This window comes from Agrobacterium salinitolerans, from assembly GCF_002008225.1.
GTDB classification, from domain to species: Bacteria; Pseudomonadota; Alphaproteobacteria; order Rhizobiales; family Rhizobiaceae; genus Agrobacterium; species Agrobacterium salinitolerans.
The window spans coordinates 61237-84528 of sequence record NZ_MRDH01000037.1 but is presented as its reverse complement, the minus strand read 5'-3'; the positions used below and the strand labels follow the sequence as shown (position 1 = coordinate 84528).

Below are 23292 nucleotides of genomic sequence, written 5' to 3'. Positions count from 1 at the left end.
CATACCGGCTAACGGGCGACGCCGAGGATCTGCGCAATGGCGCGGCTGGCCCGAAAATCGTCCGCATCGGCCTGCCGAGCAGCATGTGGGAGAATTTCGCGCCCGCCATGCTGATCAATTATGTCAGGGATTTTTCCGGCGTTCGGATAGAGACTTTTTTGAAACGACGACCGCCATCAACAAGTTCGTCGGCGAACGGGTGATCGATCTCGGTTTCCTGCGGATGGAAGGCGAGATCGGTCCGGGCATCGATGTCGAGCGTCTCGCGCCCGGCAAAAGCGTCTGTGTGGTCCGGGAGGATCATCCCCTGGCCGCGCTTGACGAAATCACCGTCAAGGACCTGCCCAAACATTCCGCTCATTGTGATCGGCCGGCAGCGATCCCCTCTTCGATCCGCGTGTGGTTGCCGAATGAAAAAGTTCACACTTAACGGGCTTGTCGGCGGCTTTTTCACCGCCCACCTGCTCACCACCGCCGTGACCGGCCTGTTCTGGACGCCTTATGATCCTCTGAAGCTGGGCTTTGCCTCGCTTTTGCATCGCTCTGTAACAAGGTCACGAAGAAAGCATTGACGTTCAGGCCAAAAATGGAATAAATATATCGGGCAGGCAGAAATTCGGTTTCATTATTCCGTTTTCTGATGTGAGGAGGTTGCGGCGGGCTTTAAGGTCCGCCTCCGGCTGGGAGAGGCGGCGCCGGACGCCATGGAGGAGAAAAACAATGAGGAAATTTATCATCGGCGCAGCCATGTCTGTGCTTCTCGGCACAGCGGCCCACGCGGAGACCATCGGTGTCTCGATGGCGCTGTTCGACGACAACTTCCTGACCGTGCTGCGCAACGGCATGCAGGATTATTCCAAGGAACTGAATGGCGTCTCGCTGCAGGTCGAGGACGCGCAGAACGACGTCGCCAAGCAGCAGAGCCAGATCCAGAATTTCATCGCGTCCAAGGTCGATGCGATTATCGTCAATCCGGTTGATACGGATGCGACAGCGGCCATGTCGAAGCTCGCCGCCGACGCCAAGATTCCGCTGGTTTACGTCAACCGCCAGCCGGTGAACGTTGATAGCCTGCCGGACGGCCAGGCATTCGTTGCCTCCGACGAAACGGTTGCCGGCACGCTTGAAGCGAAAGAAGTTTGCCGCCTTCTCGGTGGCAAGGGCAATGCGGTCATCATGATGGGCGAGCTTTCCAACCAGGCGGCGCGCATGCGCACGCAGTCTGCGAAAGACGTTCTGATGACAGACGAATGCAAGGGCATTTCGGTTGTTGAAGAGCAGACCGCAAACTGGCAGCGTACGCAGGGTTCCGACCTCGTGACCAACTGGCTCTCCAGCGGCATCGAATTTAACGCCGTCATCGCCAACAACGATGAAATGGCGATTGGCGCGATCCAGGCCCTGAAGGCCGCAGGCAAGGATATGAAGAGCTATGTCGTTGCCGGTGTTGACGCCACGCAGGACGCCCTTGCCGCCATGCAGGCGGGCGATCTGGATGTGACGGTGTTCCAGGATGCGGCAGGCCAGGGCAAGGGTGCGCTCGATGCTGCGTTGAAGCTCGCCAAGGGCGACAAGGTGGAGAAGAAGGTCTACATTCCGTTCCAGCTCGTCACGCCTGAAAACGTCAAGGACTACGTGGCCAAGAACTAACGGCCGCCTTCCGGCATCTGCGCCCGTTCAGATTGATATTGGAGGCAGATGCCGGTTTCCGACGCCATCGAAGACAAGTTTCGGTGCGTGAGCGGATTACGATTGAATTTCAGTCAATTCAAAGTGTTGCAGCGCTTTCATGTCGTGGTCGGCATGGCGCTGCAAGCCTCCCCGGAGGCAAGGTGTGCCGTCTGGCAAAGCCTGTTTCCGGTCATTTTTGTCTATTGTGGAGGGTGAGATGGTCGTCAGTCCATCGACAATGGCCGCCGTGCGCGCCAGCGGAGCCGTGCCGAATGCGGAGTATCTTCTCGCGGCGGAAGGCATACGCAAGGAATTTCCCGGCGTCGTGGCGCTCGATGATGTGCAGTTCAAGCTGAAGCGCGGCACCGTGCATGCGCTGATGGGCGAGAATGGCGCCGGAAAATCGACGCTGATGAAAATCCTGGCTGGCATTTATCAGCCGGACAGTGGCGAAATTCGCCTGAAAGGCGCCGGCATACGTCTCGATTCTCCGCTCGATGCGCTGGAAAACGGCATTGCCATGATCCATCAGGAACTGAACCTGATGGCCTATATGACGGTGGCGGAAAACATCTGGATACGACGCGAGCCAAAAAACCGGCTGGGCTTCATCGATCACGGCGAAATGTATCGTCGAACCGAAACGCTGCTTCAAAGGCTCGGCATCGATCTCGACCCGGAGACCCGCGTTGGCGAGCTTTCGGTGGCAAGTCGCCAGATGGTCGAGATCGCCAAGGCTGTTTCGTATGATTCCGATGTTCTCATCATGGACGAGCCGACATCGGCGCTGACGGAGCGCGAGGTCGAGCATCTCTTCCGCATCATCCGCGATCTCCGGGAACGCGGCATCGGTATCGTCTACATCACCCACAAGATGAACGAACTGTTCGAGATCGCCGATGAGTTTTCGGTTTTCCGCGACGGCAAATATATCGGCACCCATGCGTCGACCGAAGTCACGCGCGACGACATCATCCGCATGATGGTGGGTCGCGAAATCACCCAGATGTTCCCTAAGGAAGAGGTTCCGATCGGTGACGTTGTGCTTTCGGTCAACAATCTCACGCTCGACGGCGTTTTCCATGACATTTCCTTCGAGGTGCGCGCCGGTGAAATTCTCGGCGTCGCCGGTCTCGTCGGATCTGGCCGCTCCAATGTTGCGGAAACGGTGTTCGGTGTAACGCCCGCGTCCAAGGGCACGATTGCAATCGACGGTAAGCCGGTTTCGATCGACAGCCCGACGAAGGCTATCAGTCACCGCATGGCGTTCCTGACGGAGGATCGCAAGGATACGGGATGCCTGCTGATCCTGAACATTCTGGAGAACATGCAGATCGCCGTCCTGCAGGACAAATATGTCGCCAATGGTTTCGTGCAGGAAAACGCGCTTTCGGAAGCCTGCGAGGACATGTGCCGCAAGCTCCGGGTCAAGACGCCGCATCTTTACGAGCGCATCGAGAACCTGTCTGGCGGCAACCAGCAAAAGGTGTTGATCGGCCGCTGGATGCTGACCAAACCGCGCATTCTCATTCTGGATGAGCCGACGCGCGGCATCGATGTCGGGGCTAAGGCCGAAATCCACAAGCTGGTTTGCGAGATGGCGCGCCAGGGCGTCGCCGTGATCATGATTTCATCCGAAATGCCGGAGGTTCTGGGTATGAGCGACCGCGTCATGGTCATGCATGAAGGCCGGGTGACGGGGTTTCTTGATAGAAGTGAAGCCACGCAGGTTAAAGTGATGGATCTCGCATCGCGGTGAGGCGCGCCGGGATTTCTCGAGGAGGAATAACTATGAATACGAACGCCGCCGCCAACACAGAGTTGGACGCAAAATCCGGACGCAAGCCGCACCGGCGCATCCCGCCCGAAGCCAATATCTTTTTCGTGCTGATCGGCATCGCGCTGGTCTATGAAATTCTTGGCTGGATTTTCATCGGCCAGAGCTTCCTCATGAACCAGCAGCGCCTGACGATCATGATCCTGCAGGTCTCGGTGATCGGCATCATCGCGGTTGGCGTGACCCAGGTCATCATCACCGGCGGTATCGATCTCTCTTCCGGTTCCGTCGTCGGCCTGACGGCGATGCTCTCCGCCAGCGTGGCGCAATCCTCAACATGGCCGCGGGCGCTTTATCCGGGCTTGACCGATCTGCCTTTCTTCATACCGCTCGCGGTCGGCATATTGGCCGGTACATTGGCGGGTTTCATCAACGGACAGCTCATCGCCCGCACCAAAATCCCGCCTTTCATCGCAACGCTTGGCATGATGGTGACGGCGCGTGGTCTTTCCAAGTGGTATACGAAGGGCCAACCGATCTCCGGTCTGACTGATGGTTTCAATTTCATCGGCACGGGCATCTGGCCGGTCGTAGTGTTCCTCGTCGTCGCCCTTATCTTCCACGTGGCGCTACGTTACACCCGTTACGGCAAATTCACTTACGCTATCGGCGCTAATCAGCAGGCGGCCCGCGTGTCTGGTATTAATATCGAAGCGCATCTGATCAAGGTCTATGCCATTGCTGGCATGCTCGCCGGTCTTGCCGGTGTTGTCACCGCCGCCCGCGCACAGACGGCGCAGGCCGGCATGGGCGTGATGTATGAACTCGACGCCATTGCCGCAGCCGTCATCGGTGGCACATCGCTCGCCGGCGGCGCCGGCCGGATCACCGGAACGGTGATCGGCACCATCATCCTCGGCGTCATGACGTCGGGCTTCACCTTCCTTCGGGTGGACGCCTATTACCAGGAAATCGTCAAGGGCCTGATCATCGTGGCTGCGGTCGTTGCCGACGTCTACCGACAGAAGAAACGCGCAAAGCGCTAAATCCTCCTCCCAGACTTGGGGCAGGCCTTCGGGCTTGCCCTTTTTTTATGTTCTTATGAGCCGGGGGGATTAATGGCGGATTATGCCTTGCTGTTGCGATAGTCGTGGACCGCCTTGCCGAAGGCCTCGAACAGCGCCCGGGAGGGCGCATCCGTCTCAGCCCAATATTCCGGATGCCATTGCACGCCGACGGCAAATCCGTTGGCGTCGATGACGGATACGGCCTCGATGGTGCCGTCCGCGGCTGTCGCCTCCACCTGCAGGCGTGGCGCGGTCTCGGCGATTGCCTGCCGGTGCAGCGAATTGATCTGGATTTCGCCCGACATGCCAAGATGCTGCGCAATGCAGGAGCCTTCGCGCACATGCACCGGCTGGCGGATGGCGAAGGCCACGTCGCGGTCGTCATGCTCCGGTTTTCGGTGATCCCATATGCCGGGCTGTTCCTGAATTTCGGAAGCGAGCGTACCGCCAAGCGCGACGTTCAGCTCCTGAATGCCGCGGCAGATGGCCAGCATCGGGATGCCGCGTTCGATGGCGTGGCGGATGAGCGGCAGGCTGGTTGCGTCGCGGGCCTGATCGAAGGGGCCGTCGCTCTCCTGCGCTTCTTTTCCGTAAAGGGAAGGGTGGACATTGGTGGCGGAGCCGGACACGAGCAGGCCATCCACCCTGTCGAGAATGGCGTCGACCTCGTTCCCGTCCTCGAAGGCCGGGACGATGAAGGACATGACGCCAGCGACTTTCAGTGCAGCGGAAACATACTGGTTCTGCGCGGCGTGCCAGTCGGCTCCGGTGAAATGCCGGATGTCTGCGGGAACGGCGATAATGGGTTTTGGCATGGTGGCTCCGGGACGAATCTTCGAAATTTGTGCGACTGCCGGAGGGTCAAGTCAAGCATACGTTTTGCGTTCCGGAGGGTCTTTATGCGCCTAAAGTATAAGGCGATGCCGGGATATTTCAGTTGAAAATAAAATGCGAAGAAAAGTTCCCGAAGAATCCCGGAAAGGCCGGTATTTCTGCGATTAATTCTTGGTGCGGGTGCTTGTCAGCCGGGTCGTAACCGTGCTTACTTTGCTGCGATGCCTGAACAGCACCGAGGGGAATTCAAAGCTGCGGGCAGCGTTCATATCTGGGAGGATATAGATGGATCGCCGTTCCTTTATCAAAAAGGGCGCGCTTGCGGGAGCTGCAACGGCAGCTCTGGCTGCGCCCGCCATTGCACAGCAGAATACCAAAATCACATGGCGCCTGACGTCGTCGTTTCCGAAATCGCTGGACACGATCTATGGTGGCGCGGAAGATATTGCCAAGCATGTTGCAGCCGCAACCGACGGTAATTTCACCATTCAAACCTTCGCCGCCGGCGAAATCGTGCCCGGCCTGCAGGCCGCCGATGCGGTGTCTTCCGGCACGGTGGAAATGTGCCACACCTGCTCATATTATTACGTCGGCAAGGATCCGACCTTCGCCATCGGCACGGCGATACCTTTCGGCCTCAATGCCCGCCTGACCAATTCATGGTTCTATGAAGGCAACGGCAACAAGCTGCTCAACGAGTTTTACGCCAAGCACAATCTCTATGGCATGATTGCGGGCAATACCGGCGCCCAGATGGGCGGCTGGTTCCGCAAGGAAATCAACACCGTCGACGATTTCAAGGGCGTAAAGATGCGCATTGCCGGTCTCGCCGGCAAGGTGGTGGAAAAGCTGGGCGTGGTGCCGCAGCAGATCGCCGGCGGCGACATTTATCCAGCACTGGAAAAAGGCACCATCGACGCGGCGGAATGGGTCGGTCCTTATGACGACCACAAGCTCGGTTTCTACAAGGTGGCCAAATATTATTATTACCCGGCCTTCTGGGAAGGCGGTCCGGTCATCCATTCCTTCGTCAATCTGGAAAAATGGAACAACCTGCCGAAGAATTATCAGGCTGCGTTGCAGGATGCCTGCGCTTTCGCCAACACCAGCATGATGGCGAAATACGACGCCAAGAACCCGACCGCCGTGCGACAGCTGGTGGCCGAGGGAGCTGTGCTGCGGCCGTTCAGCCAGGAAATTCTTGAGGCCTGCTACAAGGCGGCGCTGGAAGTTTATGCTGGCATCTCGGCTACCAACCCTGATTTCAAGAAGATTTATGAGGATCAGGTGGCCTTCAAGCGCGAGGGTTATCTCTGGATGCAGCTTGCGGAATATACATTTGACACGTTCATGATGATTCAGCAGCGCAACGGAAAGCTGTGATCTTTCGGTAAAAGGCGGACCGGGCAAAAAGCCCCGGAGATTTCGGTCTCCGGGGCTTTTTGTGTCTTTGTTGCAATGGTTCCAAGGTGGGGTTTTCAAGGGGGCGCGGCTTCGGACGACGTCCCTATTGATGCCGCGCCGCGCCGTTACGGTCCGATCTTCGGCGGTTGGCTGAGATCGGGCTGGCTATTCTGCGCAGGCTGCTGGGGTTGCGGTCCACCCAGGTTTAGGGGCGGCAGGCCAAGGGAGGGCGGTGAGGTCGGCGCACCGCTTTCCTGACCCGACGGCGCCGCCGCGGGGCCCCCGAGATTGAGCGGCGGCAAGCCCATGGATGGCTGCTGCGGAGATGTGCCGCCGCCGCCAAGCGGTGGCAGGGACAGGCCGCTGCCTCCCGGGCCACCGGGTATCTCGATCTTGACGCTATTGGGATCGACGCTGGTATGGCCGCTCTTATAGGTCAGCACCAGGCCGGGGAATGCGATGACGACAAGGATCATCACGAACTGGATGACGATATAGGGCAAGACGCCCCTGTAGATCTCCGTCGTTTTTACACCAGGCATTTTTTTGCCTGTCACCTTATCCACCCATGCGGCGTTCGGGGCGATGGAGCGCAGGAAGAACAGCGAGAAACCGAAGGGCGGTGTCAGGAACGAGGTTTGCAGATTGATGCCGAGAATGATGCCGAACCAGACGAGATCGATCCCGAGCTTGTCCGCGACCGGTGCCAGCAACGGGACCATGATAAAGGCGATTTCGAAGAAGTCGAGAAAACAGCCGAGAATGAAAATAATGATCGTGACCACGACCAGGAAGCCGTATTCGCCGCCGGGCAGGGCAAGCAACAGTTCCTCGATCCAGACATTGCCGTTGATACCATAGAACGTAAGGCCGAAGACGCGGGCGCCGATGAGGATCATCATGACGAAGGCAGAAAGCTTCGTCGTCGCATCCAGCGCATTCTTGATCGTCGCAAGCGAAAGCCTGCCCTTGGCAAGTGCGAGGATCAGCGCCCCGGTCGCGCCCATTGCGCCGCCTTCTGTTGGCGTCGCGATGCCGAGGAAGATGGTGCCGAGCACAAGGAAGATGAGCGCCAGCGGCGGCACCAGAACGATAATGACCTGTTCGGCGAGGCGGGAAATGACCTTCCTGCTTGCGACGCTGTTAAAAAGCGCAACCAGATAAACCGTGAAGACGGCGAAGGCGAGTGCAGCGACCAGTCGCCACTCCGGACTGGCCATGCCCGTGAAAAGGAGGTGCATTCCTATGAAATAGAGCGCCACCGAAACGGCGATCATCACGAAAAGCGAGGTCACGCCGTTGCCGAGCGTGCGCGCTTCTTTCGGAAGGGCAGGGACGAGCGACGGTTTGAAAATGGAGACTGCGAAAATATAGGCGCAATAGCTCGCGATGATCAAAAGAGCGGGATAAAGAGCGCCGACATACATGTCGCCGACGGAGCGGCCGAGCTGGTCCGCCATGACGATCAGGACGAGGGACGGGGGGACAATCTGCGCAAGAGTGCCCGAGGCGGCGATCGTACCCGCGACGAGGGGGCGATTATAACCGTATCGCATCATGATCGGCAGCGAGATGAGCCCCATGGCCATCACGGAAGCCGCCACAACGCCGGTGGTGGCTCCCAGCAGCGCGCCGACGAGAATGACCGCATAGGCGAGGCCGCCGCGGATCGGGCCGAATAATTGTCCTATCGTATCGAGAAGATCTTCCGCCATGCGGGATCGCTCAAGAATGATGCCCATGAACGTAAAAAACGGGATCGACAGCAACGTATCATTATACATGATGCCGTAGATTCGTTCGGGATGGGATTGCAGCAGCGGCCAGAAGAGGCGGATTTCAGGGGAAATCCATGAAAGCTCCACGCCAAGCACGAAATAAATGAGGCCGCCGGCGGCAAGCGTGAAGGCGACAGGGTAACCCAGCAGCAGCAGCAGCATCACGCTGCTGAACATCACCAGCGGCAGGTTATGCGCAATCAGATCTATCATGTCAGCTCCCTGCCGTTCCGTTGGATTCCGTGTCGGTTTCCGAAAGCACCGTTTCACGCGGATCGGCAATATATCCGGCAATCACCGCATAGCGCTTGATGATCTCCGAAAATGCCTGAACCAGAAGCAGGGAGAAGCCCAGAAGGACGACGAGCTTGGCAGGCCAGATGATCAGGCCGCCGGCATTGGAGGACATTTCTCCGGAGTTGAAGGAATTCCAGAACCACGGCCAGGCGAGATAGGACATCAGGCCGGCGAAGGGGACCAGGAAAACAATGTGGAGGACGAAGTCAACGATGTCACGTGTGCGCTTCGACCATGTGGACGACAATATGTCGATCCTGACATGCTCGTTCTTCAGGAGCGCGTAAGCCGCCGCCAGCATGAAAACAGCGCCATAGAGATACCATTGCACTTCGAGCCATGCATTCGACGATATGTCGAACATCTTGCGCACCACGGCGTTTGTGGCGCTGATCAGCACCGCCGCTAGCAATAACCAGGACACAGATTGACCGATAACCGTGGTGACCGTGTCAACGGCCCGGCTTATTCCCAATAAGAACTTCACTTTCCCCTCCTCAGGACCAGAGCCAGGGTCCGGTCCGCAGCTTTTTTATCGGCGTTTTATTTGCCCTGTTGCCTGGCAAGTCCGATTTTTTTCTTGTTTGCAGGTGCTTATTCAACAGCATTTCAAAAAGCAACTCCGAACGGTCGCCCTTCCTCCGGGAATCCCGCACGGGCGGCGCCTGTGACTATTCATCGTGCACTTATTTTGTGTTGCGCGCTATATCATGCTCCTTTTTTGCAGCGCATTAATTTTACTTTTCCAGCCTTGCCGGAAGAGAACGGGTGGGTGACGATGCATTGCACTTCGCCACGACTTCATGTTACCTCTGGCGATGGAGAATCCGGCATGGGCCCGAGATCGTCCACGGGCAGATTTCCCGTATGGCGGGCATGGCGGATGGAGCATAAGGGGAAGCGGAATGAGCGAACACCACACAGGTCCTGTCGAAGTCGGCGCCGAAATGAACTACGCCGAGCATGAAAAGACCTATAACGGTTTTCTGGCCTTGACGAAGTACGGCACGATGATGCTGTGCGTGCTGATGCTGGCCATGGTCGCCGGTTTCTTCACCACTGCCGGCTTCCTTGGCGGCCTGGTCGTCTTCGTGGTGCTGTCGGCTGCGGGTTTCTTTCTGCTGCGCTGAAAAATCCTGTTCATGAGCGGTTCCCTTTCCGGGGGGCGGGCGGATGCCGGATAACCGGAAAGGCCAGGTCATGAAGCGTCTGCTCTATTGTCTGTTTCTGCTGGCGGCGATTGCGCATCCTGCTTTGTCACGCGATCTCTCACCTGCAGAGCAGGAGGGTCTTCGCACACAGATCGAGCGCTTCCAGACGGCTTTGAGCGCGCAGGATTTTGATGTCGTCGGCAAGACTGTACCGCCGAAAATCTTTGAATTCATCGCCCGCGACGCCGGCATTACCGTGGAGCAATTGCGCGGCGCTTTGACCGCGCAGATGCAGATGGCGCTTGCGGCGGTCAAGATAACCGAATTCACCATGGATATGCAGGCGATCAGCCTTGCGCAAACGCCTGATGGAACGCCCTATGCCCTCATTCCGACCAGGACGGTGATGGAAACTGGCGGCCAGACGATCGAGGCGAAATCCCATACGCTGGCGTTGATGGACGGTGCAGACTGGTATTTGCTGCGGGTAAGCGACCAGCAGCAGGTCACCATCCTTCGCAAGGTCTATCCGTCCTTCGCCGAGGTGGCGTTTCCGGACGATTCCATGCAGCCGGTGAAATAGTCCCGTCTTCCTGAACTCAGGAAAAACGCCCCGGCCGGAAAGGATCGATCGAGATTTCCGTATCCTCCCCGCTGGCCAGTTGCGTCACCAGACGGGCTGTGGCTGCCGATTGCGTCAGCCCGAGATGGCCGTGTCCGAAGGCATAGATGACGGACGGCGTGGCGCGCGCCGTACCGATGACGGGAAGACAGTCCGGCATGGACGGCCGGAATCCCATCCATTGTTTCCCGCCTTCCAGTTTGAGGCCGGGCAGGAAACGTCCTGCTTTTTTCAGCATGGCTTCGGCACGGCGGAAATTCGGTTTCAGTTCCAGCCCGCCAAGTTCGACCGCGCCGCCAATGCGGATACCTGTCGATAGCGGGGTGACCACGAAACCATGGTCGTTGAAATAAAGCTGGCGCGTCAGGTTGAAAGCGTTGGGGGAAAGGGTGGTGTTGTAACCACGTTCCGTTTCCAGCGGCACGATGCTGCCAAGCGTCGCGACAAGTTTTCTCGACCAGGCGCCGCAGGCGATAACCACCCTGTCGGCATCGATCTTGTCACCATTTTCCAGCGTCACGATCGTACTTTCGCCGACAGCATCAATGCGTTCGGCCTCGCCCTTGCGCAGGCTGGCGCCGCGGGCGATTACCAGATCGAAAATGGCACGGGTGAAGTCGTAAGGGTCGGAAACCTGCAGACCGTCCGGCGAAAACATGGCATGGCGGAACTGGGGCGCGAGACCCGGTTGAAGTTCCTCGATTTCGGGGCGGCCGACGCGCTGGAAGGTGAAACCGGCGCTTTCCTTTTCGTCCCAGTCCCTGCGGGCGGCATTGAGACTTGCCTCACTGTCGTAAAGATCGAGCGTTCCGGTTTTCGAAACGAGGTGCGAGAGTTCAGGCATCGCCGCGACATGGGCCATTTCCATGGCAGCGAGCCGGTTGAGGTCGGTAAGTGACTTCAGCCCATGGCGAAAGCTGCGCTCGGCGCTCGCCCGCCAGAAGCGCCACAGCCAGGGTGCGATCTTCGCCACATAGGCCGGCGGCACGCTAAGTGGGCCGAGCGGATCGAACAGCCAGCGCGGCGCTTTTTTCATGATTCCGGGAGCGGGAATGGGGATGATTTCGGGGAAGGCCAGAATGCCGGCATTGCCGGAACTCGCGCCCCGGGCAACCTCGCCGCGCTCAAGAAGCACCACTTCGCGTCCGGCATTCTGCAGATAAAGGGCCGCCATGGAACCGATAATGCCGGTGCCGATCACCAGCACATCGCATTTCAGGGTTTTGGTCATCGGCGCTCCTGCAACACAAATCTTTCAACCCCGCATAACAATGAATGCCGCTGCGATGAAAGGCCGTATCGTGTTGCTGGCGCAGAAATATCAGCACTGTGGCAAATAAGCGGTCCGAAACAGACAAGGGGAATATATTCGCGGTGAAGCATATTGGCAGTTTAATGAGGTTCAAGACCGATAGTTATAGTTCATTATTAATCGCTATTTAACGGTATCCGGCTAGTTTCGCGTACAGTCGGGCCAACCGCTTTTCATCTTATATTTCGAGGGTGAAAGAGGTCTGCATATGGGTTGCTGTTTGAGGGTTCAAAAAGATGTCTTACTTTTCTAAACTTGGTCCGGACGCTTCTGCAGTGCTTGATGCGCTTGGCCGCTCGCAGGCCATCATCGAGTTCGATCTGACCGGCAAGATTTTGAGAGCGAACGATAATTTCTGCAAGACCGTCGGCTATCAGCAGTCTGAAATCGTTGGGCGTGCCCACAGCATGTTCCTGTCTCCCGAAGATTCGGCATCGCCAGAATACAAAAGCTTCTGGGCGAAGCTGTCGCGTGGCGAATACGATCAGGGCCAGTATCGTCGTCGCGCCAAGAATGGCGACGAAATCTGGATCGAGGCTTCCTACAACCCGGTGTTCCGTTTCGGTAAACCCTACAAGGTGGTCAAGATCGCAACCGACATCACCTCGATCAAGCGCAGGAGCGCTGAGGATAACGGGAAACTGGCGGCGCTCTCCCGCGCGCAGGCCATGATCGAATTTACGCCCGATGGAAAAATCCTCAGCGCCAACGAAAATTTCCTCGCGACGCTCGGTTACACCGCGGAAGACATCATCGGCAAACATCATTCGATGTTCTGCGAGCCGACCTATGCCCAGTCCCAGGACTATCGGGATTTCTGGAAAGAACTCGGAAAGGGACATTTCTCGACGGGGCAATTCATGCGCCTTGGCAAGGATGGCAAACGCGTTTTTATTCAGGCCTCCTATAATCCGATCATCGATGATCGGGGTCGTGTCTTTAAGGTCGTGAAATTCGCTTTCGATGTGACGGACCGGATGCATGCGGTCGAGGAACTTGGTGCTGCGCTCGAGCGGCTTTCTCAATGCAATATCCGCATTACGCTGGACAAACCCTTCGTCGGCGAGTTCGAACGACTGCGCCGCGATTTCAATAAATCGATCGCTGAATTCCAGAAGACGCTGGAAAACGTTCTCGGCCAGACCGGAGACCTGACCCGCAGCAGCCAGGAGGTCAGCGAAGCCTCCGTCAATCTCGCCGAACGTTCGCGTGAGCAGGCGGTGGCGCTTGAGGAGACCTCGGCAGCACTCGAAGAAATCACCGCCACGGTGCGTTCGTCGACTGAAAACATGAAAGAGACGCGCAAGCTGGTTCAGAGCGCGCGGACATCCACCGTGGCCTCCACCGAGGTCGTGGAGCGGACAGTCGACGCCATGCAGCGTATCGAGACGGCCTCGCGGGAAATCAGTCAGATCATCGGTGTGATCGACGAAATCGCCTTCCAGACGAACCTGCTGGCGCTGAATGCCGGTGTGGAGGCCGCGCGGGCGGGCGATGCAGGTAAAGGTTTTGCCGTCGTGGCGCAGGAAGTGCGCGAGCTGGCGCAGCGTTCCGCCAATGCCGCCAAGGAAATCAAGGCGTTGATCAACAATTCCGGGACCGAGGTTCTGGAAGGCGTCAGGCTGGTGGGCGAAACCGGCGAAGCGCTAAAGCAGATCGACGCGCTGGTCAGGCACATTGACGGCAATGTCGACATGATCGCCAAGGCGGCTGACGAGCAGGCTGCCGGCATCAGCGAGATCAACAAGGCAGTCAACCGGCTGGACCGGATGACGCAGGAAAACGCGGCGATGAGCGCCCGCACCACGGTGATCAGCACCACGTTGGCGCAGGGAGCGGATGCGCTGGCACAGCTCGTCAGCCTCTTCAAGCTGAACCGCCGCACAGTCCAACGCGAGGACGGATCGTCCACCCGCTCGGATACCGCCAATACCACCCGGCGCGACAAGCCATCGGCACGGGCGGCCGCGTAAAGGAGCAGGCTCAGGCCCGCTTCAGCTTGAGAATGAGATCCGGTGGATGCGGATGCCTTTGAACGGGCATCCGCATGGCTTTTTACCGCAGCGCCGGCCTTGCGATACCGAGATGGTCGCGCAGCGTCGAGCCTTCGTAGTCCTTGCGGAACAGGCCGCGCTCCTGCAGGAGTGGAACGACCTCGCGGTTGAATTCCTCCAACCCGCCGGGGAAGAAGGGCGGCATGACGTTAAAGCCATCGGCCGCACCGTTTTCGAACCATTCCTGCATGCGGTCGGCGACATCCTTGGCCGTGCCCATGACGATATGGTGGCCGCGACCGGCGGCGACGCGCAGCGCCAGCTCCCGGATCGTCAGCTTTTCGCGGCGCGCCAGTTCAGTCAGAAGTTCGGCGCGGCTGCGCAGTTGGTCGGAAATCGGCAGGTCCGGCAGCGGGCCGTCGAGATCGTAATCCGTGAGGCTGTGGCCGATGCGTTCCTCAAGCAGCGGCATGGCGCTCTTGATATCGGTCCAACGGTTCAGTTCCTTCAGCTTTTCGCCAGCCTCTTCAAAGCTCCTGCCGATAATCGGCATGAAACCGGGCATGACGGCGACGCTGGCCGGATCGCGGCCGAATTTCGCTACGCGAGCCTTGAGGCCGGTATAGAAGGCCTGTGCTTCGGAAATCGCCTGCTGGGCGGTGAAGACGATATCGGCGGTGCGGGCCGCGAGATCCTGCCCCGGACCGGAAGAGCCGGCCTGGATGAGAACCGGGTGGCCCTGCGGCGAGCGCGGAATATTGAGCGGCCCCTTGACCGTGAAATATTTGCCTTCGTGGTTGAGGATATGGACTTTCTCTGGATCGACGTAGCGGCCCGCCTGCTTGTCCTTGATGAAGGCGTCATCATCCCAGCTGTCCCAAAGGCCGCGTACCACATTCACATATTCTTCCGCCACCGCATAACGCTCGTCATGCTCGGGATGGTCCTTGGAAAAATTCGCCGCCGTGCGAGCGTAAGAGGTGGTGACGATGTTCCACGCCGCACGGCCATGGCTGAGATGATCGATGGAAGCGAAGGCGCGGGCGGTGTGGTACGGCTCGCCATAGGTGGTGGAGGCGGTGGCGGCCAGACCGATCTTGTCAGTCACCATGGCAAGCGCCGCCAGCAACGTCAGCGGCTCGAAGCGCGCGATCATGGAAGGGTGGGCGTCGACGCCGCTGGTGAGGCCGTCGGCGAGGAATACCATGTCGAATTTTGCGGCTTCCGCCATTTTTGTGACGCGGGTGAGCAGATCCAAGTTCTCGCTACCGGCCTCCGCATCGGGGTGACGCCAGCCGGAAACGTGGTGCCCGGCGCCTTGCAGGAAAAGGCCGAGATGCATCTGTCTGTCGCGGGTCGTATTGGTCATGGGGATCATGCCTTCATGTCGGTCGAGTTATATGTCAGTTGTCAGAAGCGCCTCGAGCTTCCGGAGGTCGGCTGCGGTCTTCATGCTCCGCACCAGTGCCGGGATGCTGGCGAATTTTTCATTGCCGCCGGTCGCGTCGGCAAATTTTTCGGTCGGGTCATCGATGCCGGGGAGGCCATCGACACGGCGCGACAGCACCAAGCCGTCCTTCTTCGTCACGTCGATGATCACGAACCGGGTGGTCGGATCGGGCGAGAGGCGGCGGGCGGTCTCGTCATGCCGGCGTGAGACTTTTGCGGAAAGGGCAAGAAGGTCAAGGCGGGTCGGGCGTTCGTCGAAATGGCCGATGCCGAGCGCTCCATCCGTCAGCGCGGCGGCAAAGACATATTCGGCGCTGAAGCGTGCATCGATGCCCGTCGCGGGCGTGGCCGAGCCAACGAGGGCGGCATCGCCGCCCGGCGGGAAGGTGATGGTGACCGTTTCGATCTCATCCGGCGTCAGATCGTGGCTGTTGCGCAACGCCAGCGCGCCGACAGCAACGGGATGGCTGGCGGTGCAGCAGGGAAAAGCTTTGAGGGTGAGGCCGGGCGAGACGATCTGCCAGGGTGCGCCCCAGCCGGAGAGAACGCGTTTTGGTTGCTCGGCGCCGAAGGCGAAGGCGGAATAAAAGCCGATCGGATTTTCCAGAAAATCCGGCGCGCCCTGAAAGCCCGATCGCGCCAACCGCCCAGCAGTGAGGCCAGCGCGGGTGGCAAGCCCTGCATGCAGCGGCTTAGCGTCGAACCCGAATTGCAAACGAAGCCCGGCCGATTGCGTGGCGGCGAGACCGAGTGCTGTGGCCGTGGTCTTCGTATCGAATTTCAGGAGATGGGCAATCGCCGCCGCAGCGCCGATGGGGCCGAGCGTGGCGGTGGCGTGGAAGCCGTTTTCGTAATGCCTGGTGCCGAGCGAGAGGCCGATCCGCGCCATGGTTTCAAGCCCGACGATATAGGCGGCGATGAAGGCATCCGCCGTTGATCCCTCTTCGACCGCAATAGCCAGCAAAGCCGGGATGATGGCGACAGTGGGGTGGCCGCGCACGCTGCCATGGACATCATCATAGTCGAGCACATGGCCGGCATGGCCGTTGATAAGGGAGGCCGTAAAGGCGTCCGTGCGAAGATCGTGGCCGATGATTCCGGCTGCGCCCTGTATGCCGGACGTGAAGGTATCGATCAGGATTTTCGTGCTTCTGTCGGCAGCGCCGCCCAGCACGCAGGCGAAAAAATCGATCAGCGCCGTGCGGGCGATGGTAACAGCCTCTTCGTCACGCAGGGGGTCAGATGCGGCAATCGCTTCGGCCAGACGAAGGGTGAGTTTTTCCTCGGCGACCATGGCGTCAGATCCCTTCACCGTCATTCACCCGCGCCACCTGTCCGCCAAGACCCTTGACGAAGGCGTTGATGCGCGGATTGGTCGACTTGTAGAAGATATGCTCCGGCGTGCCCTGATCGACGATCAGGCCGTTTTCGGTGAAGACGATATTATCGCTGATTTCTTCGGCAAAACGCATTTCGTGCGTGACGAGAATGCTGGTCATACCGTCATTGACGAGATCGCGGATGACGGCGAGCACTTCGCCCACGGTTTCCGGGTCGAGCGCGGAAGTGACCTCATCGAACAACACCAGTTCCGGCCGCATGGCAAGTGCGCGGGCAATGGCCACGCGCTGCTGCTGGCCGCCGGAAAGCTGGCCGGGATAGGCATCGACCTTCTGGGAAAGGCGCACTTTTTCCAGCAATTCGCGGGCATGTCGCTCGGCTTCCGCCTTCGGCGTGCCGAGAATCTTGATTGGTGCAATGGTGATATTTTCCATCACCGTCAGATGCGGAAATAGATTGAACTGCTGGAAAACGATACCAATGCGCTTGCGCAGCGCAACGCGCTCAGCCTCGGTCTTCAACTGGTCTACGCGGGTGCCGCCGACGGTGATCTTGCCCGATTGCGGAATGAGCAGGCCGTTGATGCAGCGCAGGATGGTGGATTTGCCGGAGCCGGAAGGGCCGATGATAGAGACGGCGTCGCCTTTGTTGACCGTAAGATCGATGCCCTTCAGGACCTGATTGTCGCCGAAGGACAGGTGTATGCCTTCCAGTTCAACCAGAGCTTTTTCGGCGGTTTGTGGTGCAGGTGCGGACATGGCTTGTTCCAATCAGCGGGAGGCGAAGCGCCGTTCCAGGCGCTGCGTGAAACGGGAGACGGGATAGCAGAACAGGAAGAACGCCATCAGAACGGTGAGATAGACCACGACGGTGAAATCGTTGCGCTGCACGGCGGTGCTGGCGTCCGTCGCGGCGTGCAGAAGTTCATGCACGCCGACCAGCGAGGCGAGCGCCGTACCCATGGTGATCGACGCGTAGAGGTTCATCCATGGCGGCAGCGAACGTTTCACGCATTGCGGCAGGATGATCCAGCGCAGCGTCTGGTTGCGCGAAAAACCGAGGCCCTGCGCCGCTTCCCATTGCGCCGTCGGAATGGACTGGATGGCGCCGCGGGTGATTTCGGCGATATGGGCGCTGGCCGGAATGGCGAGACCGACGACGGCCTTGATCCAGTCCGGGAAGGGAATGTAGTTGCCGAAGGCGACAATCTCGAAGGGGAAGATGTAGGTCGCGGCAAAGATCAGTACCAGATGCGGCGCGTTGCGGAAGATTTGCACATAGGTAAGCGCCGGCGCGCGCACGAGACGATAGGGCGCAAGCTCCATGATGCCGAGTAGGACGCCGACGAAGGTGCCGATGGCGATTGCCAGAACGCTGATCAGCACGTTCATGGCGAAACCCTTGGCAAGATAGGGCAGCCATTGCAGCAGCACCTGGCCGAGCGAGGGATCGAGGATCAGCCACAGGATGACCGATATCACCACGCCGAGCAGCAGAATGGTGCCGAAGGGCGGCTTCCTTACCGCCTGTGTAGGAGAAACCACCGCACTCATTGACCAACCCCCGGAACAGCAAGACGCCGCTCCAGCCAGAGACCGGCCCTTGCGACGATGAAATTGATGACGCTGAAAAAGATGAGGATGACGAGCATCAGCTCGACCACATTGTCGCGCTGGGTCCAGATCAGGATTGAGGCATAGGTGATTTCACCCACCGCAATGGCCGAGCCGACCGTGGTGAGCTTTACCAGATTGACGAGGTTGTTGATGATGGAGGGCAGCGCCGTGCGGATCGCCAGCGGAAACTCCACATAGCGTAAAATCTCGAATGAACTGAAACCGATCGCGCGCGCCGCCTCGATGGTGGTGGCCGGCACCGCCTCGATACCACCGCGCAACGCTTCCGCATGAAAAGCGGCAATATGCAGGCCGGTGATGGCGACCACCCAGAAAAAGGGTGTTAGCGGGTTGTTCTGCGCGCCGCCCAGCGCATTGGAAATCAGCATGTTAAGCACGAGGAACCCGCACATCAGCTGCACCAGCGTCGGCGTGTTGCGTGTCAGTTCCACATAGGCGCGCACGGGACCGGAAAGCCAGCTCTTGCCCGATGTCAGCATGGCCGCGAAAATGAAGCCGAAGACGAGGCTGAGCGGCAAGGTGACAGAGACGAGGATGAGCGTCATCTTCATGCCGTCAAGCCAGATCTGAACCTCATACCCGCTGTTCAGAAAATCATAGTTGAGGCCGAAATGCGCAGCCAGTTCTATAAAGCGCGCTGTAAGTGAATCCTGCATCGGAAATCCATGCTTTTATTGCGGGCGCCGCCTCGCGAGCGGCGCCGGAATGGCCTGCCGTTTTGTAGAGCGAAAAAGAACGACAGGCGAAACCGGCCGTTCTTGAGGGTTGGCGTAAACGCCATCCGCCATCTGGAGGCGACGGGACAGCCAAGACCGTCTGGCCGTTTATTGCGCGGCCGAAAGCTTCTTCTGCTGCTCTTCCATGTAACCGATGCTCGGCAGACGGTTGGCCTTGGCGAATTCGAGCATCTTGCCGGAAGCGTGCAGGTCCTTGACGATCTTGTCGAGAGCGGCCTGTGTGTCAGCCTCACCCTTGCGCAGCCAGATCACGGAATCGGAAGGGATGAGGTCGGTGGGGATCAGGATGCCGTAATCCTTCCACTCATCGACGCGGTCCTGAAGCATCAGGCTCAGCGTGCCGTTGACGTGAACGGAGACATCGCAATTGCCGCCCTTGAGCGCCAGCAGCGATTCCGGCTGGCTCGGCAGCGCCTTTACCTGCGCGTCATATTGTTCGATCAGCGGCTGGGTGTAGTTCGAGCCTTGTGAAACGCAGGCGATTTTACCCTTCAGGTCCGGCCAGTCCTTGATGCCACTGTCCTTGCGGCCGATGGCGGCGCCGCCCTGGCGATCATAGGGGGTAGGCACGTAGCCCAGCGTTTTGGCGCGTTCTTCCGTGTATTGCATGTTGGCGATCAGAATATCGACCTTGCCCTGCTGCAGGAACTGAACGCGGTTGGGCGGGGTCACGGTTTCGGTGACCAGTTCGACACCGAGGCCGGCGGCCAGAGCCTTGGCGAGGTCGATGTTGAGACCCTTCTGCTCCTGTGTCTTCGGGTCGATGAAGCCGAAGGGCGCGCCGGAGAGGATGACGCCGACGGTGAGCTTGCCGCGACCCTTGATCCGGTCGAGCGTCGCATCCGCATGGGCTGCTGTGGCCATCGAAGCGATGACGACGGCTCCGGCGATCAATTTTGCGGTAAATCTGGAGAAAGAGAGGGCCATGGGCATTTCCTTTTGATTGTCGTGGGAAACTACAGGAGGCGCCCGCCGAGAGCGAGAATTGGCATTGCGTGAAAAATAGTATGAATAAAATCCGGTTCCAATAAATCTTTTAGAGGGAAAAAATATCCTAATAGTTTGGAATTGTAGAACCCTGTTCTTCGTTCGCCTCCCCAGAGGGGCGGGACAGTAAATCCGGCGCAGCATACGGACCGTATCGCCCTTGGAAGCGAGCGATTGCAGCTTTCGCCTTCGCCGCGGCAGTTCGAGAAGCTTCTATCGCGTCTTCGTGATGAGAAAAGCGCCGGGCGTCGGGCCTATGAGCCGCTGGTGAAGTTCAAGGCGCCGCTTTGCGGTCGCTTTATGGGTTTCCCGAGATGGAACTTGAGGAGGCGTTGGGCGACCGGCTGTCGTTCAAGCATTTCATCGGACTTGCACTGCAAGAGGTCGTTCCCGAGCATTCCAGGCCTTGCCGTTTCCGCAGCCTGCCGATCGTCGAAGGTCTTCTGGAGAAGCTGTTTGGTGAATTCGACCGGCAGCTTGACGCTGCCGGCCCGATCCTGCGGCGCGGCGCGGTGCTGGATGCGGCGATCATCGAGACGACGGCGGCGCAGCCGCCCAGAGGCCGCAACGGCGACCTCGATGCCGCCGCTGGATATTGCAGCGCGCCCCGCCGGGGAGAGGAAACGCGCCGTACCGGCGTGCCAATCATTTTCAGCTAACTGCCGCTCTCTTCCTCATCCTACGTTTGACAGCCGATGCAAAAAAATGCCAGCAAATGCGCAAGAATAATTCTCAAAGGGCGGCGGCATGGCCAGACGAAACGACGCACATGGACGGCTGGACGATGCGGCCCGCGCCGGCTGGCTTTATTATGTCGCCGGCCGCACGCAGGATGAGATCGCCGCTGCCATGGGCATTTCCCGGCAATCGGCGCAGCGGCTGGTGTCGCTTGCGGTCGCCGAGCGGTTGATCAAGGTCCGGCTCGATCACCCCATCGCCGCCTGTCTCGAAAAAGCCGAACGGCTGAAGGAGAAATTCGACCTCAAATATATTGAGGTGGTGCCAAGCGATCCGGCCGGGGTCTCCTCCACTGTCGGCATTGCCGAGGCCGGGGCGGCGGAAATCGAGCGCTGGCTGAAAAATGCCGATCCCATCGTGCTCGCCATCGGCACCGGCCGTACCTTGAAGGCCGCTGTCGACCAACTGCCGCCGATGGAATGCCCGCAGCACCGTATCGTGTCGCTGACGGGTAATATCGGGCCGGATGGCTCGGCCGCATATTATAACGTCATCTTCAGCATGGCCGATGCCATCAAGGCGCGGCATTTCCCAATGCCGCTGCCGGTTCTATGTTCTTCTGCGGAAGAGCGCGAATTGCTGCATGACCAGTCCATGGTGCGCTCCACGCTGGCGCTGGGGTCCGCGGCCAATGTCACCTTCGTCGGTGTCGGTGAACTCGGCGAGAACGCACCGCTCTGCGTCGATGGTTTCCTCGGCGTGGATGAGATGAAGGCGCTGATGGCGAGCGGGGCGATCGGAGAGATTTGCGGCTGGATGTATGATGCCAATGGCCGCATTCTCGAGCACGCCGTCAACGAGCGCGTCGCCTCTGTTCCCATCCCTTCAAGAGAGACCTGCACCGTCATCGGCATGGCGCAGGGCGCACGCAAGAACGCTTCGATTCTGGCGGCGCTGAGGGGCGGTCTGCTGAACGGCCTCATCACCGATGAGACTACCAGCGAATATTTGCTCACTCATTGAGCAAAAATTAAACGCATAAAATCAATGGCTTGGTTTTTCCCTGTGCGTCGCAGCATAGGATGTCGCTTGACATTTTTGCTTATGAAGTGAGTAAATGCCCTAGAGCAAAGCGAATGCTCATCATTTTTCTTCTGGGAGGAAGATATGACATTGAAGACCATTTTGCTGGGCGCATGCTCGGCACTCGCCTTTTCGACCCTTGCTTCCGCCGAGACGCTGACCATCGCGACCGTGAACAACGGCGACATGATCCGCATGCAGGGTCTGACCTCGGACTTCACCACCAAGAACCCTGACATTAAGGTCGAATGGGTGACGCTTGAAGAAAACGTCCTGCGCGAGCGTGTGACGACCGATATCGCCACAAACGGCGGTCAATATGACATCATGACTATCGGTAACTACGAAGTGCCGATCTGGGCCAAGCAGGGCTGGCTGCTGCCGCTTGAAAAGCTCGGCGACAAATATGACGTCGACGATCTGCTGCCGGCGATCCGGGGCGGTCTTTCCATGGACGGCAAACTTTACGCCGCGCCCTTCTATGGCGAATCCGCCATGATCATGTATCGCAAGGACCTGTTCGAAAAAGCAGGCCTCAAGATGCCTGAAAACCCGACCTGGGAATTCATCGGCGACGCCGCCCGCAAGATCACCGACCGCAAGGCCGATATCAACGGCATCTGCCTGCGCGGCAAGGCCGGCTGGGGCGAAAACATGGCCTTCATCAGCGCGCTCAACAACTCCTTCGGCGGCCGCTGGTTCGATGAAAACTGGAAACCGCAGTTCGACCAGCCGGAATGGAAGAGTTCCCTGCAGTTCTACGTCGACCTGATGAAGGATGCCGGTCCTTCGGGTGCTTCCTCCAACGGCTTCAACGAAAACCTGACGCTGTTCCAGCAGGGCAAATGCGGCATGTGGATCGACGCCACGGTGGCTGCCTCCTTCGTGTCCAACCCGAAGGATTCGACCGTTGCCGACAAGGTCGGTTATGCGTTGTTCCCGACGCATGGCGAACTGAAGAACCACGGCAACTGGCTGTGGTCGTGGAACCTCGCGATCCCGAAGAGCTCGCAGAAGGCGGAAGCGGCCGAGAAGTTCATTTCCTGGGCGACGAGCAAGGAATACACCGAGCTTGTCGCTTCGAAGGAAGGCTGGGCAAACGTGCCTCCGGGTACCCGCACCTCGCTTTACAAGAACGCCGAGTATGAAAAGGCCGCCGCCTTCGCCAAGCCGACGCTTGCCGCGATGGACGCCGCCGACATTACCAAGCCGACTGTAAAGCCCGTGCCTTATACCGGCGGCCAGTTCGTGGCGATCCCTGAATTCCAGGCGCTTGGCACCACGGTCGGCCAGCTGTTCTCGGCGGTTGTTGCCGGCCAGTCCAGCGTCGATGATGCGCTTGCGGGCGCCCAGTCGACTGCGACGCGTGAAATGACCCGCGCCGGCTACATCAAGTAATCCTCCTGAAGATCGCTGTCCGGCGTCAACGCCGGGCAGCGAACCTTGGGGATCGGAAGCCGCGGTCCGTACGGC

20 protein-coding genes and 2 pseudogenes are annotated in these 23292 nt (G+C 59.0%); 12 read left to right on the top strand and 10 right to left on the bottom strand.

The window, feature by feature from the left end:
- Window positions 1–5: 5 nt before the first annotated feature.
- The 5 genes and pseudogenes from BS627_RS20740 to BS627_RS20715 all read left to right on the top strand — a co-directional run.
- Window positions 6–380: pseudogene (locus tag BS627_RS20740) on the top strand (LysR substrate-binding domain-containing protein); the annotation flags it as partial.
- Window positions 381–720: 340 nt separating this feature from the next.
- The gene (locus BS627_RS20730; protein WP_077985054.1) at window positions 721–1650 is read left to right on the top strand and encodes a sugar ABC transporter substrate-binding protein; all 930 of its coding nucleotides are present in this window, start codon (window positions 721–723) and stop codon (window positions 1648–1650) included.
- Between the two features lie 48 nt (window positions 1651–1698).
- Entirely contained in the window at window positions 1699–1887 is a 189-nt protein-coding gene (locus BS627_RS20725) for a hypothetical protein (RefSeq protein WP_077985053.1), read from the top strand.
- A gap of 1 nt (window position 1888) precedes the next feature.
- A complete protein-coding gene (locus BS627_RS20720) occupies window positions 1889–3430 on the top strand; it encodes a sugar ABC transporter ATP-binding protein (protein WP_077985052.1) in 1542 nt (513 codons plus the stop codon).
- Between the two features lie 32 nt (window positions 3431–3462).
- On the top strand, window positions 3463–4494 hold the full coding sequence (locus BS627_RS20715) for an ABC transporter permease (protein ID WP_077985051.1): 1032 nt from the start codon (window positions 3463–3465) through the stop codon (window positions 4492–4494).
- 80 nt (window positions 4495–4574) lie between these two features.
- Here the strand turns inward: BS627_RS20715 and BS627_RS20710 are convergent, their stop codons facing one another.
- A complete protein-coding gene (locus BS627_RS20710; protein ID WP_077985050.1) occupies window positions 4575–5330 on the bottom strand; it encodes a gamma-glutamyl-gamma-aminobutyrate hydrolase family protein in 756 nt (251 codons plus the stop codon).
- A 304-nt stretch (window positions 5331–5634) separates the two neighbouring features.
- Here BS627_RS20710 and BS627_RS20705 point away from each other — a divergent pair, with 304 nt between their 5' ends.
- Entirely contained in the window at window positions 5635–6732 is a 1098-nt protein-coding gene (locus BS627_RS20705) for a TRAP transporter substrate-binding protein (protein WP_077985049.1), read from the top strand.
- Between the two features lie 146 nt (window positions 6733–6878).
- On the opposite strand, the gene BS627_RS20700 is transcribed toward BS627_RS20705, so the two are convergent.
- Both BS627_RS20700 and BS627_RS20695 read right to left on the bottom strand, forming a co-directional pair.
- Complete coding sequence (locus BS627_RS20700) at window positions 6879–8744, bottom strand: TRAP transporter large permease (RefSeq protein WP_077985048.1); 1866 nt, start codon at window positions 8742–8744, stop codon at window positions 6879–6881.
- A 1-nt stretch (window position 8745) separates the two neighbouring features.
- Complete coding sequence (locus BS627_RS20695; protein WP_245307231.1) at window positions 8746–9315, bottom strand: TRAP transporter small permease subunit; 570 nt, start codon at window positions 9313–9315, stop codon at window positions 8746–8748.
- A 418-nt stretch (window positions 9316–9733) separates the two neighbouring features.
- Between BS627_RS20695 and BS627_RS20690 the strand changes: the two genes are divergently transcribed.
- Together BS627_RS20690 and BS627_RS20685 are read left to right on the top strand one after the other, a co-directional pair.
- On the top strand, window positions 9734–9958 hold the full coding sequence (locus tag BS627_RS20690) for an aa3-type cytochrome c oxidase subunit IV (protein ID WP_003524572.1): 225 nt from the start codon (window positions 9734–9736) through the stop codon (window positions 9956–9958).
- Between the two features lie 70 nt (window positions 9959–10028).
- The gene (locus BS627_RS20685) at window positions 10029–10562 is read left to right on the top strand and encodes a hypothetical protein (RefSeq protein WP_165691340.1); all 534 of its coding nucleotides are present in this window, start codon (window positions 10029–10031) and stop codon (window positions 10560–10562) included.
- Window positions 10563–10578: 16 nt separating this feature from the next.
- Here the strand turns inward: BS627_RS20685 and BS627_RS20680 are convergent, their stop codons facing one another.
- Complete coding sequence (locus tag BS627_RS20680; RefSeq protein ID WP_077985045.1) at window positions 10579–11832, bottom strand: NAD(P)/FAD-dependent oxidoreductase; 1254 nt, start codon at window positions 11830–11832, stop codon at window positions 10579–10581.
- A gap of 317 nt (window positions 11833–12149) precedes the next feature.
- Between BS627_RS20680 and BS627_RS20675 the strand changes: the two genes are divergently transcribed.
- A complete protein-coding gene (locus tag BS627_RS20675; protein WP_077985044.1) occupies window positions 12150–13886 on the top strand; it encodes a methyl-accepting chemotaxis protein in 1737 nt (578 codons plus the stop codon).
- A gap of 82 nt (window positions 13887–13968) precedes the next feature.
- Here the strand turns inward: BS627_RS20675 and BS627_RS20670 are convergent, their stop codons facing one another.
- The 6 genes from BS627_RS20670 to BS627_RS20645 form a co-directional block, all read right to left on the bottom strand.
- Window positions 13969–15285, bottom strand: a complete 1317-nt coding sequence (locus BS627_RS20670) for an LLM class flavin-dependent oxidoreductase (protein WP_165691339.1) — start codon at window positions 15283–15285, stop codon at window positions 13969–13971.
- Between the two features lie 18 nt (window positions 15286–15303).
- Entirely contained in the window at window positions 15304–16650 is a 1347-nt protein-coding gene (locus BS627_RS20665) for an MmgE/PrpD family protein (protein ID WP_077985303.1), read from the bottom strand.
- Window positions 16651–16654: 4 nt separating this feature from the next.
- Window positions 16655–17455: an amino acid ABC transporter ATP-binding protein gene (locus BS627_RS20660; RefSeq protein ID WP_077985043.1), complete on the bottom strand. Its 801-nt coding sequence runs from the start codon at window positions 17453–17455 to the stop codon at window positions 16655–16657.
- A gap of 12 nt (window positions 17456–17467) precedes the next feature.
- A complete protein-coding gene (locus tag BS627_RS20655; protein ID WP_077985042.1) occupies window positions 17468–18250 on the bottom strand; it encodes an amino acid ABC transporter permease in 783 nt (260 codons plus the stop codon).
- Window positions 18247–18990: an amino acid ABC transporter permease gene (locus BS627_RS20650; RefSeq protein ID WP_089153276.1), complete on the bottom strand. Its 744-nt coding sequence runs from the start codon at window positions 18988–18990 to the stop codon at window positions 18247–18249. Before BS627_RS20650 ends, BS627_RS20655 begins: the two co-directional genes overlap by 4 nt.
- Window positions 18991–19158: 168 nt before the next feature.
- Window positions 19159–19998 carry a transporter substrate-binding domain-containing protein gene (locus BS627_RS20645; RefSeq protein WP_077985041.1) on the bottom strand — a complete coding sequence of 280 codons (840 nt, stop codon included), beginning with the start codon at window positions 19996–19998 and terminating at the stop codon, window positions 19159–19161.
- A 258-nt stretch (window positions 19999–20256) separates the two neighbouring features.
- Between BS627_RS20645 and BS627_RS20640 the strand changes: the two are divergent.
- The 3 genes and pseudogenes from BS627_RS20640 to BS627_RS20630 all read left to right on the top strand — a co-directional run.
- Window positions 20257–20681: pseudogene (locus BS627_RS20640) on the top strand (transposase); the annotation flags it as partial.
- A 124-nt stretch (window positions 20682–20805) separates the two neighbouring features.
- Entirely contained in the window at window positions 20806–21759 is a 954-nt protein-coding gene (locus tag BS627_RS20635; protein WP_077985040.1) for a sugar-binding transcriptional regulator, read from the top strand.
- A gap of 144 nt (window positions 21760–21903) precedes the next feature.
- Complete coding sequence (locus tag BS627_RS20630) at window positions 21904–23217, top strand: ABC transporter substrate-binding protein (RefSeq protein WP_077985039.1); 1314 nt, start codon at window positions 21904–21906, stop codon at window positions 23215–23217.
- The last annotated feature ends 75 nt before the right edge of the window (window positions 23218–23292 follow it).

Excerpts from the sequence above, each read along its gene's own strand:
- BS627_RS20730 (WP_077985054.1), top strand. The coding sequence starts at position 721 with ATGAGGAAATTTATCATCGGCGCAGCCATGTCTGTGCTTCTCGGCACA.
- BS627_RS20725 (WP_077985053.1), top strand. The coding sequence starts at position 1,699 with ATGCCGGTTTCCGACGCCATCGAAGACAAGTTTCGGTGCGTGAGCGGA.
- BS627_RS20720 (WP_077985052.1), top strand. The coding sequence starts at position 1,889 with ATGGTCGTCAGTCCATCGACAATGGCCGCCGTGCGCGCCAGCGGAGCC.
- BS627_RS20715 (WP_077985051.1), top strand. The coding sequence starts at position 3,463 with ATGAATACGAACGCCGCCGCCAACACAGAGTTGGACGCAAAATCCGGA.
- BS627_RS20710 (WP_077985050.1), bottom strand. The coding sequence starts at position 5,330 with ATGCCAAAACCCATTATCGCCGTTCCCGCAGACATCCGGCATTTCACC.
- BS627_RS20705 (WP_077985049.1), top strand. The coding sequence starts at position 5,635 with ATGGATCGCCGTTCCTTTATCAAAAAGGGCGCGCTTGCGGGAGCTGCA.
- BS627_RS20700 (WP_077985048.1), bottom strand. The coding sequence starts at position 8,744 with ATGATAGATCTGATTGCGCATAACCTGCCGCTGGTGATGTTCAGCAGC.
- BS627_RS20690 (WP_003524572.1), top strand. The coding sequence starts at position 9,734 with ATGAGCGAACACCACACAGGTCCTGTCGAAGTCGGCGCCGAAATGAAC.
- BS627_RS20685 (WP_165691340.1), top strand. The coding sequence starts at position 10,029 with ATGAAGCGTCTGCTCTATTGTCTGTTTCTGCTGGCGGCGATTGCGCAT.
- BS627_RS20680 (WP_077985045.1), bottom strand. The coding sequence starts at position 11,832 with ATGACCAAAACCCTGAAATGCGATGTGCTGGTGATCGGCACCGGCATT.
- BS627_RS20675 (WP_077985044.1), top strand. The coding sequence starts at position 12,150 with ATGTCTTACTTTTCTAAACTTGGTCCGGACGCTTCTGCAGTGCTTGAT.
- BS627_RS20670 (WP_165691339.1), bottom strand. The coding sequence starts at position 15,285 with ATGATCCCCATGACCAATACGACCCGCGACAGACAGATGCATCTCGGC.
- BS627_RS20665 (WP_077985303.1), bottom strand. The coding sequence starts at position 16,650 with ATGGTCGCCGAGGAAAAACTCACCCTTCGTCTGGCCGAAGCGATTGCC.
- BS627_RS20660 (WP_077985043.1), bottom strand. The coding sequence starts at position 17,455 with ATGTCCGCACCTGCACCACAAACCGCCGAAAAAGCTCTGGTTGAACTG.
- BS627_RS20655 (WP_077985042.1), bottom strand. The coding sequence starts at position 18,250 with ATGAGTGCGGTGGTTTCTCCTACACAGGCGGTAAGGAAGCCGCCCTTC.
- BS627_RS20650 (WP_089153276.1), bottom strand. The coding sequence starts at position 18,990 with ATGCAGGATTCACTTACAGCGCGCTTTATAGAACTGGCTGCGCATTTC.
- BS627_RS20645 (WP_077985041.1), bottom strand. The coding sequence starts at position 19,998 with ATGGCCCTCTCTTTCTCCAGATTTACCGCAAAATTGATCGCCGGAGCC.
- BS627_RS20635 (WP_077985040.1), top strand. The coding sequence starts at position 20,806 with ATGGCCAGACGAAACGACGCACATGGACGGCTGGACGATGCGGCCCGC.
- BS627_RS20630 (WP_077985039.1), top strand. The coding sequence starts at position 21,904 with ATGACATTGAAGACCATTTTGCTGGGCGCATGCTCGGCACTCGCCTTT.